The 16375-nt window shown below is 48.0% G+C and carries 12 protein-coding genes; 9 read left to right on the top strand and 3 right to left on the bottom strand.

Annotation, left to right across the window (positions count from 1 at the left end):
* The first annotated feature begins 88 nt into the window (after positions 1-88).
* Complete coding sequence (gene infC, locus EIZ37_RS13440) at positions 89-577, top strand: translation initiation factor IF-3 (protein ID WP_134685118.1); 489 nt, start codon at positions 89-91, stop codon at positions 575-577.
* A gap of 81 nt (positions 578-658) precedes the next feature.
* On the opposite strand, the gene cls is transcribed toward infC, so the two are convergent.
* The 3 genes from cls to EIZ37_RS13425 all read right to left on the bottom strand — a co-directional run bounded on the left by cls (position 659) and on the right by EIZ37_RS13425 (position 4136).
* On the bottom strand, positions 659-2104 hold the full coding sequence (gene cls, locus EIZ37_RS13435) for a cardiolipin synthase (protein ID WP_134685117.1): 1446 nt from the start codon (positions 2102-2104) through the stop codon (positions 659-661).
* Positions 2105-2259: 155 nt separating this feature from the next.
* Positions 2260-2940: a response regulator gene (locus tag EIZ37_RS13430; protein ID WP_134685116.1), complete on the bottom strand. Its 681-nt coding sequence runs from the start codon at positions 2938-2940 to the stop codon at positions 2260-2262.
* On the bottom strand, positions 2937-4136 hold the full coding sequence (locus tag EIZ37_RS13425) for a sensor histidine kinase (protein WP_134685115.1): 1200 nt from the start codon (positions 4134-4136) through the stop codon (positions 2937-2939). The genes EIZ37_RS13430 and EIZ37_RS13425 overlap by 4 nt, the downstream gene beginning before the upstream one ends.
* 257 nt (positions 4137-4393) lie before the next feature.
* On the opposite strand from EIZ37_RS13425, the gene EIZ37_RS13420 reads away from it, so the two are divergent.
* The 8 genes from EIZ37_RS13420 (at position 4394) to EIZ37_RS13385 (ending at position 16369) form a co-directional block, all read left to right on the top strand.
* On the top strand, positions 4394-7531 hold the full coding sequence (locus tag EIZ37_RS13420; RefSeq protein ID WP_134685114.1) for an efflux RND transporter permease subunit: 3138 nt from the start codon (positions 4394-4396) through the stop codon (positions 7529-7531).
* A 25-nt stretch (positions 7532-7556) separates the two neighbouring features.
* Positions 7557-8786: an efflux RND transporter periplasmic adaptor subunit gene (locus EIZ37_RS13415; protein ID WP_134685113.1), complete on the top strand. Its 1230-nt coding sequence runs from the start codon at positions 7557-7559 to the stop codon at positions 8784-8786.
* Between the two features lie 195 nt (positions 8787-8981).
* On the top strand, positions 8982-10016 hold the full coding sequence (locus EIZ37_RS13410) for a M15 family metallopeptidase (protein ID WP_134685112.1): 1035 nt from the start codon (positions 8982-8984) through the stop codon (positions 10014-10016).
* 464 nt (positions 10017-10480) lie between these two features.
* Positions 10481-12499 (top strand): bifunctional diguanylate cyclase/phosphodiesterase, encoded by a 2019-nt coding sequence (locus EIZ37_RS13405; RefSeq protein ID WP_134685180.1) that lies wholly within the window; start codon positions 10481-10483, stop codon positions 12497-12499.
* Between the two features lie 92 nt (positions 12500-12591).
* Positions 12592-13914 carry an erythromycin esterase family protein gene (locus EIZ37_RS13400; protein WP_235828012.1) on the top strand — a complete coding sequence of 441 codons (1323 nt, stop codon included), beginning with the start codon at positions 12592-12594 and terminating at the stop codon, positions 13912-13914.
* An 82-nt stretch (positions 13915-13996) separates the two neighbouring features.
* On the top strand, positions 13997-14308 hold the full coding sequence (locus EIZ37_RS13395; RefSeq protein ID WP_134685178.1) for a hypothetical protein: 312 nt from the start codon (positions 13997-13999) through the stop codon (positions 14306-14308).
* 85 nt (positions 14309-14393) lie between these two features.
* Entirely contained in the window at positions 14394-15137 is a 744-nt protein-coding gene (locus EIZ37_RS13390; RefSeq protein WP_134685111.1) for an ABC transporter ATP-binding protein, read from the top strand.
* Positions 15134-16369, top strand: a complete 1236-nt coding sequence (locus tag EIZ37_RS13385) for an ABC transporter permease (protein ID WP_134685110.1) — start codon at positions 15134-15136, stop codon at positions 16367-16369. Before EIZ37_RS13390 ends, EIZ37_RS13385 begins: the two co-directional genes overlap by 4 nt.
* Positions 16370-16375: the final 6 nt, after the last annotated feature.

Raw genomic sequence — 16375 nt, 5'->3', positions numbered from 1 at the left:
TATGGCTATGAAAGAATTTGCATAATTGAATGAACACTGAAGATTATACCATTTTTCGCCAGTATCTGTATAGAAAGGGTTGAGTTCCATGATCATGAATGAAAAGATCAAAGCGTCAGAGGTCCATCTAACCGGAGTGAACGGAGAAGACCTAGGTATTGTCTCAACAAGAGAGGCATTGCAAATGGCCAAACAATTAAAGGTTGACCTGGTGTGCCTGTCATTGGCATCCAGTCCTCCTCCTTGCCAATTAATCGACCATGCGGCACATAAGCAGCAGGTGCAAAAAGAGAAGCAGAAGGAGCGAAAAGCCGAGAAAGGCATGAAAACGAAAGAGATTCGGCTGTCCGCTTACATTGAAGACCATGATTACGATACGAAAAAAAGACAAGCGGAGCGGGTTTTGCAAGCAGGAGATGCTGTTTCGCTTACCGTCAAATTGGAGAAGAAAGAGAGCGAGGAAGCCAAAAAGTTGGTGCAGCAGCTGGTGAATGAGCTGAAGCATTGCGGAAAACAGGAGAAGGGGATCCAGGTGAGTGGAAAGCAGGTTGTGGCACTGCTGCTTCCGCTTGCATAGGATAGTGCTACGACGCGGCATGCTGATCGGGTATCGGTATGCCGCGCTTTTTGTTGCGAGCCTTTGTCAATCGATGCGAATCTATAAGAGCGGGGAGAGCAATCTTGCGAGGGATTCCATTAATCGTGTAGGCAGCGGCCGATTTCGGTACTCATCCCACGTCCATTCCTGGCAGTCCCGTAAGTCCTTTTGAAAAATGTCGCTCAGCTTTGCTGCCAAGCTCGTATCATAAAGAAATGCATTGGTTTCAAAGTTTAACGTAAAGCTGCGAATATCTGCGTTTGCCGTGCCGACGGTAGCGATTTCCTCATCCACCACCATGGTTTTGGCATGCAGAAAGCCCTTGTCATACATGAAGATTCGTACGCCGGCTTTGAGCAGATCACCCAAATAAGAGCTGGAGGCCCATGAAACCAGGCGGTTATCCGTTTTGGAAGGAAACATGATCTTGACTTCCACACCGGAAAGCGCAGCGATACGCAGGGCGGTCAACAAGCTTTCATCCGGAATGAAATACGGGGTTTGCAAATAGATGCTTTTTTGGGCACTATGGATCATTTTGAGATAACCGTGGCGTATTTGCTCCCGTTCCGAATGGGGGCCACTCGATACGATCTGGATGCCCGTTTTGCCCTTTTGCTCTTGCGGAAACGGGAAATAGGCGGCGGTTGGTTCAAAGCGTTTTGTCGTCGCCAGATTCCAATCGAGAAGGAAGCGGCTTTGCAGCAGTAGAACCGCACTCCCATTGATCATGAGATGGGTGTCTCGCCAAAAGCCAAGATATTTGTCCTTGCCCAGGTATTCATCGCCGATGTTAATCCCGCCGATGAAGCCGATCTTTCCGTCAATCACGGCGATTTTTCGGTGATTGCGGTAGTTTAAGCGGAAATTGAAAAAAGGAATCCACGACGGGAAAAAGGCTGCAACTTCACCGCCGGCTTCTCGAAGTGGCTTGAAAAAGCGTCCGGTGATGCCAGCCGATCCAATGTCATCATAGAGAATGCGTACGCGGACTCCTTGCTTGGCTTTTTCAACTAGGGCATTCAATACTTTTTTACCGAGGTGATCCTTGCGAAAAATATAATAAAGGAGATGGATATGGTCGGTCGCTTCGTTGATGGATGCAAGCAAACGTTCAAATTTGCTGTCGGCGTCTGTGAAGATTTCGACCTCATTATCCTGGGTATATAAAGCAAGATCATTGCGCAAGTGCATGGCGATCATGTCCCGATGCTGCTGCATGTCAGGATCATGAAACGGATAGCGGCTACTCTCCATAGCGGCTAGTTGATCGTCAACCTGCTGCTTGAAATGAGAAAACTCTTCATCTCTGATCTTGTAGATCTTTCGCTTGCTCAAGTTTTGACCGAGCAGCAGATAGAGTAGAAACCCGATACCCGGAAGGAACAGCAGGACCATTAACCAGGCCCAGGTGGCTGCGATGTTTTTCCGTTCCAGGAAGATGAGCACTGCAGCGAGCAGCAGGTTCATGACCGAAACAAGAATGTAAATGTGCTGTAAGAGCATGAAAAGTCCTCCACAAAATGGTCGTGATCATGGATAATAGGATGGCGGGATATGAACCCGGTAGCCGGGTGAATCATTGACAGTCTGTTTATTGTGATCGAACAATAACAATCTTATCATGAAAAAACGAGAAGAACAGTAGACTGCTCTTCTCGTTAATCGACTAATTTATGACGTAGCGCCAAGGCCACCGCTTGGGTACGATCGTCCACGCCCATTTTGTGCAGGATGCGGTGTACATGTGTTTTTACCGTTCCTTCCGAGATAAAAAGGTTCTGGGCGATTTGATCATTGCGGTACCCATAGGTGAGTTGCTGGAGTACATCGCGTTCCCGTTCCGTCAGTTCCTCCAGCAAGGTAAAATCGCCGCTTGGTTGGGCAGGGTGGTTTTTTTCTTGTAAAACCTCCGCAAGCGCTTTGGCAGCGGTCACAGTGTGAAACAGAGCAGCACCTTGGAAAGCCCCGCGAATCAGGTCGAGCATCTCTTGGGAATCGGCGTCTTTCAGCATATAGCCGACAGCTCCGGCCCGAATACCGTCCACCACATAATTCTTCACGTCAAACGTGGTGAGTATGAGCACTTTTACGTCGGGCAGCTGGGTCAGGATTTTGCGTGTTGCCTCAATTCCAGTGCATTTTGGCATTTGTACGTCCATTAACACCACGTCGGGGCGCATCTTGGTCACGACCTCTACTGCCTCTTCGCCGTCGGCTGCTTCGCCAACGACCTCCATATCAGGCTGCATTTGGATGACGTAGCCTAAACCCTGTCGGATCATCGTCTGATCATCTACAAGCACGACACGTATTTTTCTTGGTTCTTTTCCATCAGTCATCGTATCGTCATTCCTTTCGATTCAGGAGCTTTGTACGGTACGGTTAGGTCAATCTGAAATCCGTGGGGCTCCCGGACAAAGTAGGTAAGCGTACCGTGTAAGGAATGAATGCGTTCTTGCATTCCTTTTAACCCAAATCCAGGCGTAAATGGATCGGTGGGCTTGATCATGCCGTTGTCCCAGATGGACAGATGCAGTCTGTCCTTATCAACATAGACGTTTACATGCATGTATGTTGCGTCCGAGTGGCGCAAGGTATTGGTGACGGCCTCTTGCAGCACCCGATAAAGCGCGATCATGGGCTCTTTGCCGAGATGAATTTGTTCTTCTGCCTGAAAATCGATCGACAAGCCCGTATTGTTTGCGGTTTGCGAGAGAAAGGCACGCAACGGTGTGAGTCCGATCGAAGAGCTGTCGATGGCAAGGGTATGGACGGAATTGCGGATATCCTCCAGACTTTGCTTGGCCACTCCGAGCATGTCTTTCACCGCTTTTTCCGCTTGAGGCGGACCGCCTTGCAGCATGTATTGGAGTGCATGGAGCTGGACAATCAGGGATGTGAGGCTATGTCCAAGGGCATCATGCATATCCCGGGCGATTCTTGTTCGTTCCTGCAAAACGGCTACCTGCATCGTATTCACGGCGGCTTCCTGAATTTCTTCATGGGCGCGTTGCAAATCCATATGCGCTTTTTGAAGCTGCTCCAGATGCAGCTGATTCGACCTGTACGCTTCCCCCTGTACGCGGTATCCTCTGGCTCCCACAAAGCAGCCGATATACGTCAGGATGAAAAAAATCGGGCCAGGAGGAAGTTCATCGAGAAAGAACACACGGATGGACGTACTCAGTCCGAAAATGAACGCGAGAATAAAACCCTGTTTATCCTCCATGCGGCCACCCATAAATACGGCGAGCGGGAGCATGATTCCGATCGCTTCTTCGCCGCCGACCAATGGTTTTTTTAAAAGCGTAAGGGTACCTAGCAATAGAATGGCAGCGGTTGCGCGGTTGGCGGACAACCAGTGGTCGGGTACCCAAAAAAGCATGACAAGGCCAAAAAATAAAAAGGCCGTTAGCGCAAATTGTAATGGTGTCTCCATGGTGAAGGAGGACGGGAGAATGATCAATACGATTAGAATCAGGAACCATATGCTAAGGAATCGCTTTTGGATCTCGTTCAATATCAGTTTATACAAAGCTTCATCCTTCTTTCTTTGCAGTTGAACCGTACACCTTCATCATAACATGGAGTGTCATCTATCTGTAGATATAGAGGCGGCGGAGAATATCAATCAGCCGATAGATTCCTTCGTTTCTGGGAATCGATACAATAAGCTGGTATAATGGTAAACTGCGTCAAAAGTATGGGGGTATGAACTGGGCTTCATTCATCAGGCTGATCGCACAATAGAAAAAGAGCAGCAAGTTGATTTTTTTGGAGAGGTGAGTGGATTTGAATATTTCGGAATTCTCGATTAAACGACCCGTTACCGTAATCATGCTAACACTTGCATTACTGATTTTTGGGTTTGTTTCCTTGCCACGTTTGGCGATCGACCTGATGCCAGACTTGGAATTCCCGGTTGCCGTGGTCGTGACATCCTATGATGGGGCTTCGCCAACGGAAGTGGAAAAGCTGGTCACGAAGCCGATCGAGAGTGCGGTTGGTACGGTATCGAATATTGACAGCATCTCGTCTGTTTCCATGCAGGGAGCGTCGCAGGTCATTGTCATGTTCAACTGGGGGACCGACCTGGACCAGGCGACTTTGGACATGCGGGAGAAAGTGGACCAGATCAAGGCCACGCTGCCGGATGATGCCAATTCTCCACGAGTAATGCGGTTTGACCCGAACAGTCAGCCGATTATGTACTATACCCTAACCGGTAGTGAAGATGTCAATAAAATGAAAGATATGGCTGAAGATATCATTCAGTCCCGCTTGGAGCGTATTGATGGTGTTGCCGCTGTGTCCATCAACGGTGGTCGCGATCGTGTGGTAGATATCACGCTTGACCCTGCGAAAATCGCTGCGTATGGACTCACTATCGAACAAGTTCAGCAAGCGATCAGCAGCAGCAATATGTCTGCTTCGACCGGCGCTGTCCGTGAAGGCGATGAAAAATTAAACATCCGCGTGGAAGGCGAGTTTGCCGACGTTAGCAAAATCGGCCTGACGCCAATCCCGGTTGGCAGTGGATCCATTCGTTTGAATAACATTGCTGACGTACAAGATACCTTGGATGATGTAACCGCTTTGAACTATTTGGATGGGACACAAGGTGTCTTCCTGGCGGTAACGAAGGCTTCTGGAGGCAACACCATCGAAGTAGCCGACGCGGTAAAAAAAGAAGTCGAAAAAGTAAAGGCGCAGTTACCGTCTAATGTGACCTTAACGCAAGCGATCGATACTTCTACTTATATTGAAAACTCCATTTATACAACTGCTGAGCATGCTCTGTTAGGTGGATTTTTCGGTATTTTGATGCTGTTCTTCTTCCTCGGAAGCTTTTCTTCCATGTTGATCGCCATCATTGTGTTGCCTGTCTCCATCATGGCGACTTTCGTCCTGATGTACATGACAGGTCAGACGATCAACTTGATTTCCTTGTCCGGTTTGACTTTGGGTCTTGGGTCATTGGTTGACTTTGCGGTCGTAATTTTGGAGAATATTTTCCGACAACGCGAGCAAGGAAAAGGAATTGTGCAAGCTGCATTGGACGGTTCCAAGGAAGTGGGTACGGCCGTCATGGCTTCCGCTTTGGCGCAAATTTGCGTATTCGCACCGATTGCGCTGACAGAGGGGATTGCCTCCGAATTGTTCGGACCACTCGCTTTGACGGTGGTTTACTCTCACATTGCAGCCCTCGTGTTCTCGATTATTCTGGTGCCGATGCTCAGCTCACGCATGCTGAAGAAAGTGCCGAATCATGGTGAAAACAAAGACTATCGTGGATGGAATCCAGTGATCTGGTTCAACAAGGGCTTCCACAAAGTGGAAAACGGCTACCGCCGACTGTTGAAATGGTCGATTGGACACCGCAAGACCGTAATGGTCGTTACCATCGTGATGATCATCGGTTCTCTTGCGTTGACGCCAATGATCGGTGCGGAGTTCTTCCCAGCGAGTGACCAGGGACAGGTAAGCATCTCGATTGAAACACCAAACGGAACAGTCGTACAAGAAACAGATCGTGTAACCAAACAGGTGGAGAGCATCGTTTCCAAATTGCCTGAATTGGATATGATGGTCACTTCAATTGGTAGTGATGGATCGCCAATTGCTGCAACGGCTTCATCAAACCGGGCAACCATGTATGTCCTGCTCGTGGATGTGTTGGAGCGTACACGATCGAGTGAAGACGTCGCGCAAGAATTGCGGAAGCAACTGGAGACTGTCCCAGGTGCTGAGATTACGGTAAGCGCAACCTCCGGATTCTCGACAGGATCACCTGTGGATATCACGCTTCGCGGTGATGATCTTGATGTATTGAAAGAAATTGGTTCCATTATTAAGGAAGAAGTAAAAAGCGTGAAAGGTACGGCGAACGTTGTAAACAGCTTGGAAGATACAAAGCAAGAGTTTGAAGTCAAGGTTGACGCGGAAAAAGCAAGCATCAACGGATTGACAACCGGTCAAATTATCTCAGCCGTTCGTACCGCATTTAACGGTCAAACCGTGACCAAGTATCGTACCGGCGACGATGAAGTTGATGTGAACATTAAGCTTCCGGAAAGCTATCGTGAAGATGTAAACTATTTGAATAACCTGCGTATTGCTGGGGCTGGCGGTGCACAAATCGCACTGTCTACTGTGGCAGAGGTGAAAAAAGTGGATGTTCCACTGGCGATTAATCGTTCGGACCAATCCCGTGAGGTAAAAATCACCGCTGACTTGGATGGACGCGACCTGAACTCCGTGACAACCGAAATTCGAGCAAAATTAGATCAGCTGACACTGCCGGACGGCTACACCTTGCAATTTGGCGGTCAGAGTGAAGACATGGCTGAGTCCTTTATGAGCCTGGGTCTTGCCATCATTCTGGCGATCGTCCTGGTGTACATGGTTATGGCGTCCCAGTTTGAATCGTTCTACAGTCCGTTCATTATCATGTTTGCCCTTCCGCCGACTCTTCCGGGAGTGTTAATCGGATTGGCGGCAACAGGAACAACCTTGAGTGTATCCGTATTGATCGGTTATATTTTGCTGGTTGGTCTCGTCATGAACAACTCGATTGTATTGATTGACTATATTAATCAGCTGCGCAAAAAAGGCAATACCGCGAAAGAAGCAATCGTCATTGCGGGTCCTGTTCGTTTGCGTCCGATTCTCATGACGACACTCACTACAATTCTGTCGATTGGTCCGCTCGCATTTGCAACCGGATCGGGTACCGAATTCCAGGCGCCAATGGGTGTGACGGTTATCTTCGGATTGAGCTTCTCCACATTGGTTACCTTGGTATTGGTTCCTGTCGTGTATTCCTGGTTTGATGACCTGGGAATCAAGCGTCGACTCAAACGTGAGAAGAAGAGAGAAAAGAAACTGCTGAAACAACAACAGAAACAAGTTCCAACCTTGGAATCCTAGGCGTTTTTGTAAACGGAGGGAGAGTATGAAAGTGAAAAAACAACACTTAATACTGGCATTATCATCAGCATTGCTCTTGTCGGCATGCTCACAGGGAGCGCCAGAACAAACAACCGCGCCTGTGGAAAAAATAACGCCAGTACAAGTAGAAACGGTAAAAAGCGGCTCGGTGTCCACGGATGCCGGATTCTCAGCCAAACTGGCTCCAAGTCAAGAAGTGCAAATCAGCCCGAAAGTGACTGGCAAGATTACCTCCTTGCCAGTACAACTGGGGCAATACGTTCAACAAGGTACCGTTTTGTTCCGTCTGGATGAAACAGACCTGGTGAACGCAGTGAAACAAGCGGAAGCTGCCCTGCAGGTTGCACAAGCAAGCCTCCGCCAATCCGGCAACAGTTCTACCAGTGGTCTGGTGCAGGCCAAAAACAGCTTGACCCAAGCGGAGCAAGCATTGAAGGATGCCCAAGTAAACCAGCGCCGCATGCAGCAATTGTTTAACGAGGGTGCCGTATCTTCGCAGCAATTGGAGCAGGCCAATACGCAGCTGACCAATGCGCAAACGGCATACAATAATGCGGTGTCATCCTTGCAATCTGCGCAACAAATGAATAGCGTACAAGTATCCGAAGCATCGGTGAAACAAGCAGCCGTCTCTTTGCAAAACGCCAAGACCCAATTGGCGAATGCGGTGGTGACGGCGCCATTCAGCGGGTATGTATCCAGCATTACAGGTGAAGTCGGCCAATTCGCTTCTCCGCAAGCACCTGTAGTGAATCTGGTAAATACCAATCCATTGGTGGTAAAAGCCAATATTTCTGAGAACGACATTACCAAGGTAAAAGTGGGCACCAGTGTTTCCGTAGAGGTAACTGCTTTGGGCAAAACTTTGGAAGCCAAAGTAACTGCAGTAAGCCCGGTGATGGATACACAATTGAAAGCTTATCCAATTGAAATTTCCATTCCGAATCCGGCGAATGAATTGAAATCCGATATGGTTGTGAATGTGAAATTCAACTTCCAGACGGCTTCGCCTGAGAAAAAGCTGGTTGCTCCGCTCAAAGCGGTCTTTGACAAGGAAGGCAAGCAGTACGTCTATGTGATTGAAAATGACGCAGCCAAACAAGTCGAAGTGACAACTGGCCAAAGCTCTAGCGACCAAATTGAGATTCTCTCGGGCGTTACGGAAGGTGCACAGGTCGTTGTAACGGGACAAACGCTCTTAAAAGATGGGGCCAAAGTAAAAATTCAAAAGTAAGCTGCATACATGCTGGCCACCTTGCTCTCCGCAGGGTGGCTTCTTACGTGAAAAAGATGGTAAATGTTGAATTTTGCGATCTGAAGATATACGTCTGCATAAAAAAGGAGTAAAATTGTATAGTCTGTATATGAAGGGTAAGCCGTTGCTTGCCGATCGCTCCGTATCGAGCGGACTCGTCAGGAGGAACATCTCATGAAAAAAACAGCGATTGCCCTTTTGCTGCTTGGTTTTACCTTGACCATTTCAAGCGGGTGTGAGCTGCGCAATCCACTCATTCCAGCCCAGTCGACCAAAAATGAGACGAAGGTTCCCAACACATCGAGCTCAATCAAAGCACCAGAAGCCGTGCCAAAACCAGGAAATGGTGTCACGAAGCCAGCGGTGCCAACCAAACCTGCAGGAAATGAGCAAGCTCCCCAGGTGCAATCACCCGCAACAAAAGATCCAGTCAAAACGGATAACAAGCCAGCTGTGCCTTCTCCTTTACCAAACGAAGCGATTCAAGTGGTGGCGGACCCAGGCAGTATTACGGTCCTTGTAAATAAACAGTTTTCTTTGCCAAAAGCGTATGTTCCCAATGATCTTGTTTTTCCAAAGGTTCCGTTTCTTTCCTCCGCGACTCAGGAGAAAAGAAAAATGAGAAAAGAAGCGGCTGCGGCATTGGAGCGTATGTTCGCTGCGGCGAAGAAGGCCGGAATCCAGCTCGCCGGGGTGTCTGCCTATCGCTCGTATCAAACGCAGCAGGCATTGTTTCAATACTATGCCAAAAGAGATGGAGAAGCCAAAGCGAGAACTTACAGCGCCATAGGTGGGACCAGTGAGCATGAAACGGGGTTGGCAATCGATGTGTCCGGGGTGAATGGAAAATGTCCGGCTACCGACTGTTTTGCTGGTACACCAGAAGCAAAATGGCTTGCGGAACATGCCTTTGAATACGGATTTATTATCCGTTATCCAAAAGGAAAGGAAAGCATCACGGGTTATCAATATGAACCATGGCATTTGCGGTATGTAGGTCTCCAAGCTGCAAAGGAAATTCACACGTCTGGCGTGACGCTGGAGGAATACACCAATTCGTTTCCGGTAGAAAAGGTAGAAGAGAATACGAGTAATCAGCCAGAGACTCAGGAAACACAGGAAACACAGGAAACACAGGAGATTCAAGAAGTGCGCTCGATTCAGATACAAGAAGCGACTCCTGTTCAACAAGGGATCTCGAAACCATAATAGAATCCCCTCACGGCAAAATAACGCCAAACGGACATCACAAAGATGGACGATGGCGTTAAAGCCGGAGGGGGTATTTTTTTTGGGTGAAGGGAAGTGGTTGCGCTGCCTAGGCTGCTTAAGTTGTGCGGGAAGAAGATTTTCCCTTGTTAGGTGAACATGAAAATGAAACCTTGTCCTCGTTCCGTTCCGTCAAGTGAAAATATGATGGGATTTTGTCGAATATGCATCGAATTTTGTCAAGTTATTGTAGAGTCTATCATGATACAATGTAAAGTGCTGTTCTGTTCAGTTGAAATGCAAGTGTTATGGCGTTCAAAACAAGCTAAGCAGAAGCTGGGCAGGCGATACAACTTTTTCGGAAAAGCCATGTTACGTTGCAAAAAAATTGTCCCGTTCGAACTTTTCACGTATAGTGATCCTCTACATATCATCATGAGAGATTGGAGTAGAATATAGTGAATATAGAAGGTGAATACAACTTATATATTGTTGCTCTCTCAGCAGTGATTGCGATTTTGGCTTCATATTCAGCATTAAGCATCACGGCTAAAATTTCTCATTCCCAAGGGAAAACCAGGTTTTTTTGGCTGCTGGCTGGTGCGTTTGTCATGGGGAATGGCGTATGGTCCATGCATTTTGTCGGGATGCTTGCGTTTCACCTGCATGCGAACGTGAAGTATGATATCTGGCTGACCTTGCTGTCCATGCTGGCCAGCGTGATTTCTTCCTTTATAGCCTTCTATATTACCATGCCAAAAAACATCAACTGGTATAAGATTGCCATCGGCGGCTTTATCATGGGGAGTGGGATTGTCACGATGCATTATATGGGGATGGCTGCGATGATTATGCCCCTTGATGTAACTTATGACAAAACCTTATGGGCGCTATCCGCCTTGATCGCTTTTGTGGCTTCTTATGCCGCGCTATTTTTGTTTTTGCGCTTTCGGAATCAAACCTCGGCAAGTTGGATGAAATGGTTGTCCGCCGTAATCATGGGTTTTGCCATTTGCGGGATGCATTATACCGGGATGAAAGCGGCTAATTTTCACGCTCAACACGGTATGATGGGCGGAGAGGCATCCATTGACTTTTTTCTCCTTTACGGTGTGACGGTCACCATTTTCATTATCTTGATGGTATCGTGGGGAGCCATGTTTTTTGACCGCCATGTATTGGAAAAGATGGCCTATCAGGATACTATCACCGGATTGCCGAATCGTAACGAAATGAATCGGTTTTTCGATACCCATATCGGCAATGAAAGCATCGGTGTCTTATTCCTCGACTTGGATCAATTCAAGGCAATCAATGACACGCTTGGGCATAATGTTGGCGATCTTTTGGTTCAAGAAGTGGGAACACGGCTGCGCGAGTTTCTTCAAGTCGATCAGCAGGCCTTCCGCATTGGTGGGGATGAATTTTTGTTCATCGTGAAGCATTGCACCCAAGCGCGTGCGGAACAGTTGGCCCAACAAATCTTGCAGCGTGTGAAAAACGTCTACAGAATCGAAGGAAACGAATTATACATTACAGGAAGCATAGGCATCAGTATCGGTTCCATCCAGGAATCCGACCGATCTGTCTTGCTGAAACAAGCGGATACCGCTATGTATCGGGCCAAAGGTTTGGGGAAAAATCAATATTGCGTATATACAGAAGACATGGGCGTGCAAGAGGTCCGGAAAATGGAATTGGAGAAGGATTTGCAGCGGGCAATCGAGCAAAAACAGTTTTTCATCGTCTATCAGCCGAAATGGAACGTAAAAACGAACCAACTGTTCGGATTTGAGGCGTTGATCCGCTGGCAGCATCCACGGCTCGGCCTGGTTTCTCCCGCAGAATTTATCCCGATTGCGGAAGAGACGGGATTAGTCGTGCCGATGACGAGGTGGGTGCTCGAGGAAGCTTGCGTTCAATGCAAAGCTTGGAAGGAACAAGGAATCATGCAGCCCGTGTCCGTCAACCTCTCTGTCCGATTGTTTCAAACCAGCAATCTGTTGGAATGGGTGCAAGAGGTCCTGGAAAAAGTAAAGCTGGACCCCCATTTTCTTGAGCTTGAAATAACAGAATCCATGGTGTTTTATGATATAAATGACATCATCAGACAGCTTGAGAGCATACGGAAATTGGGAGTGCGAGTCTCGATGGACGACTTCGGTACGGGATATTCTTCGATCGGCTTACTCGATCGCATCCCGATTGACGCATTGAAATTGGACCGGTTGTTTACCCAAGATTTGGACACGCCTGGAAAGCGCGCCATCATACACGCGATTGTCTTAATGGCGGAAAATCTGAAATTGGATGTCATCGCAGAAGGTGTGGAGAATGAAGAGCACATCGAATTTTTAACGCAGTTAGGCTGTTACGTCATGCAAGGCTATTTCTATGGAAAGCCGATGGGAAATGAAGAAATTCTCACATGGCTGCAAGCTAAAAATGAAGCAGCGGAACACCAATCCAGCCTCACTACGTAAATGGTAAATCGGCCTTCCTTGAATATCGCTGCATCCCGAAATCGCATGGGGGATGCAGCTTTTTTTATTCGGCAAGAGGAGATAAATCGAATGTGGTTGCATTTTTGTTGCATGCTAATCTGGAAAGGATGATTTTTACCGGAAAGGAAGAGATAAGATTGCCTGAGTCATCTTTGTTGGAACAGATCAGATCGGATGCGATACCGTTTCGCGAATTCAACGCAGAGCCCATATTCAATCAGGTGGGAAACGCCAAATATGTCCTGCTCGGGGAAGCTACACACGGAACATCGGAATTCTATACAATCCGCAGTGAAATTTCGAAAAAACTCATTCAGGAGAAAGGTTTTTCGTTTATCGCAGTGGAAGGAGACTGGCCATCCTGTTATGCTTTAAATAGATACGTCAAAGGCTATTCCCAAGAAACGAATGTCTACGATGTGATGAGGGCGTTCAATCGGTGGCCAACCTGGATGTGGGCCAACCGGGAGATTGTGGAGCTGGCAGAATGGCTGAAGGCGTATAACGCGGAGCTGCCGGTTGAGAAAAGAGTCGGGTTTTACGGCCTGGACATGTACAGCCTGTGGGAATCCATTGACGAAGTGATCCAGCATCTGACCAAGACGGGATCTCCGGAGCTGGAAACAGCCAAGAAGGTATTTAGCTGCTTTGAACCATTCGAGCGGGATGGTCATGAGTATGGCATATCCGCATCTTTTTTCTCTACCGATTGTGAGGAGGAAGTGGTGCAGTTGCTAGTGGAGCTGCAAAAGAAACGCAGCACCTCCGCCGAAGATCCGGAGTCCGAACTGAACCTGGAGATCAATTCACTCGTAGCCTTGCATGCTGAACGATACTACCGTGCCATGGTAAAAGGCGGTCCGGATTCATGGAATATCCGCGATACCCATATGGTCGAGGTCGCGCACCGGCTGATGAATTTTCACGGCAATGAAGCGAAGGCGATCATCTGGGAGCACAATACGCACGTAGGGGATGCACGAGCTACCGATATGGTCGAGGAAGGCGAGATCAATGTCGGCCAGCTGCTGCGCGAACAGCATGAAAAGGATGAAGTATACATCGTCGGCTTCGGTACGCATCGAGGCACGGTCATTGCAGCCCGGGAATGGGGCGCTCCGTTAGAAGAAATGCAGGTTCCGCCTGCCGCTCGACATAGCTGGGAGGACTATCTTCATCTGGCAGGACCGGAGAATAAGGTGATTTTGTTCTCATCCGGGCAAGACATCTACCGGAAAGTGATCGGTCATCGCGCGATCGGCGTCGTGTATCATCCGCGGTATGAACGGGGAAATTATGTGCCCACCCGCTTGTCAGACCGGTATGATGCCTTTATTTATGTGGACGAGACAAAAGCGTTGTCACCCCTTGTCCTTGAACATGTATATGTATGAAACAAACCATCGGACTCCCGATCATGTAGGCGGGGGTCATTTTTAAACGAAAGGCGAATGGGAAAGAAAGGAAGAGATGAAAGTGCTCGAGGCTGTGGAACAAGCATTGAAAACAACGCTTCATCACTGGAACAAAATGAAAGGGAGCAGCGAAGAGGAAGCGGAGGACGAGGCGAATCAATTCGAAGCGTCTTTCTATAAACTGATGGAAGAGGTACGGATGTGGTTTAATCGATTGGATAATCGGCCATCAACTGTAGAAGATGCCCTGGAACTGCCAGATATCATTGAGATAACCGAGGCCTTGCCTGCAGAATTATACCTGAATTTTGAGACAGAGCTGGATTTGATCGTGGATGGGAAAATCAGAGAGGAAGACGAGAAGTATGACTGATCGTTTTCGGCTGCGAATGTTGCAAGCAGCCGAATTGCAAACTAAATTCACATAAAATATATTATGTAAACATAGAGGGAGTATTATGAATAAGATTTTGGAAGTCAACGGAGTGACAGGCGGGTATACCTCCAGCCAGACGGTGATCAAAAATATCACGTTTGACATACACGAAAAAGAAATTGTGGCACTAATCGGGTTGAATGGGGCGGGGAAAAGTACGACCATTAAGCATATTTTAGGGCTGCTGCAGCCGAGAGAAGGAAGCATTCAGATTGCCGGGCAAACATTTGCTTCGAATCCGGATACCTACCGACTCTCGTATGGCTATATCCCCGAATCTCCGATCTATTATGAGGAGCTGAGCTTGTGGGAGCATTTGGAGCTTATGGCGATGACCCATGGAGTGGAGCGGCAGTTATTTTTGGAGAGGGTCAAACCGCTGCTGCAAGAATTCCGTATGGAAGAGATGAAAGACCGTTTTCCTCACCAGTTTTCCAAAGGGATGAGACAAAAGCTGATGATCATGATGGCCCTTTTGGTGGAGCCGCGTCTGTTCATTGTAGATGAACCGATATTAGGATTGGATCCGTTAGGCATTCGTTCTTTATTGACATGGCTGGAAAAATGCAAGGAGCAAGGGGCAGGGATCCTCATGTCTACACATATTTTAGCGACCGCAGAAAGATACTGTGACCGTTTTATCATCATCCATAAAGGTGAAATCAAGATGCAAGGGACGTTGGAAGAGCTGCGTCAGCAAACTGGTTTTTCTCACCATTCCCTGGACGATATTTATTTGCATGTCGTGGAGGCTGAAGACAAGTGAAAACGGATCTGGACGCGCTCTTCGAAGACCGCTATGCACGATTTTCCCGGGAGTTTATTCGCTATTCCCAATACATGGCGAATGGGGGCATGCTATTCATTGCGATCTTCCTTGGGGGACTTATCGCCCTTTACTACAGGGACCTGATTGCCGCCATTCCTCCCTGGTTTCCCGTGCCCTATGCGCTTGCGTTTGTGGTATCCTTGCTGGTCACGAGGACTCCGCATCGGACCTTCTTGCTTGAAGCGGATCTCCTTTTCCTGACACCGTTAGAGCATAGGATGGAAGCTTATTTTCGGAAAACGAGAAGGTATAATTGGATGGTGCAAAGTATCTTTTTGTTCCTGTTGCTCCTGCTTTTCTTCCCTGTCTATCAAGCAAACATGCAGAGTGACAGTGTACAGCTCTGGTTTTATTGGCTTGTACCTATTATCCTCAAAGGTTGGAATGTCCACAGCAGCTGGATTCTGCTAAAGCTTCCAGAGCAAAGGAGTCTCACATCTTATGCCTTGGCGCGATATTTGTTTTCGTTCCTGATCCTCGCTTGGGTATTTACTGCAGGGGAGTTTCTCCGCATTGGCGGTTGGTCATTGGCGGGCTTGTTCGGAACCGTTTTTCTGATAGGCTTTTCGATCCAGCTCAACCGAATTCGCAAACAATATCCCTATCAATGGTATCGCTTACTGGAGATAGAGAATAGGCAGCGGCGGAAATTTTATCGCTTTGTCAATCAATTCACCGATATTCCGCAAGTGGGCAGTCGTGGACAGAGCAGACGCTGGCTCTCTCCTTTTGTCCGTGTTGTACCCTACGCACAAGCAAATGCAGGGCGGATCTTGTTTTTGCGGATGTTCCTCCGTTCTGCGGATTATCTCGGAATCTATGTACGGCTGCTGGTGATTGGCGGGCTCTTGGCCGTTCTCTTTCCAGATCTGACGGCAAAAGCGGCTGTAATCGTGATGATCCTGCTCATGACGGCCAGTCAGATCAAAGGGATCTGGAAACGGCAGCGAAAGGGGAATGGGCGGATTCTTTTTCCCATCAATGTGGAGGGACAGAAGCGATCTTTCCAATGGGTATGCGGAGTTTTGCTGTTGATTCAAGGGCTGCTGATCAGCATTATGGCCTGGTTGTCCGGCGCCGGATCGGCCGTTTTTCTATTGTTTTTGGTGTCATTCCTCGCTTCGTATGGGTACAGTTATCTTGTACTGCCGCGAGGGTTGCGCGCGTGAATCATG

Source organism: Brevibacillus migulae, from assembly GCF_004521915.1.
Classification (GTDB): Bacteria; Bacillota; Bacilli; order Brevibacillales; family Brevibacillaceae; genus Brevibacillus_F; species Brevibacillus_F migulae.
This window is presented reverse-complemented; position numbering and strand designations above follow the sequence as displayed.

What these genes read in the sequence shown, in the direction of transcription:
- EIZ37_RS13430 (WP_134685116.1), bottom strand. Translation starts at nt 2,940, where the DNA reads ATGACTGATGGAAAAGAACCAAGAAAAATACGTGTCGTGCTTGTAGAT.
- EIZ37_RS13415 (WP_134685113.1), top strand. Translation starts at nt 7,557, where the DNA reads ATGAAAGTGAAAAAACAACACTTAATACTGGCATTATCATCAGCATTG.
- EIZ37_RS13390 (WP_134685111.1), top strand. Translation starts at nt 14,394, where the DNA reads ATGAATAAGATTTTGGAAGTCAACGGAGTGACAGGCGGGTATACCTCC.
- EIZ37_RS13410 (WP_134685112.1), top strand. Translation starts at nt 8,982, where the DNA reads ATGAAAAAAACAGCGATTGCCCTTTTGCTGCTTGGTTTTACCTTGACC.
- infC (WP_134685118.1), top strand. Translation starts at nt 89, where the DNA reads ATGATCATGAATGAAAAGATCAAAGCGTCAGAGGTCCATCTAACCGGA.
- cls (WP_134685117.1), bottom strand. Translation starts at nt 2,104, where the DNA reads ATGCTCTTACAGCACATTTACATTCTTGTTTCGGTCATGAACCTGCTG.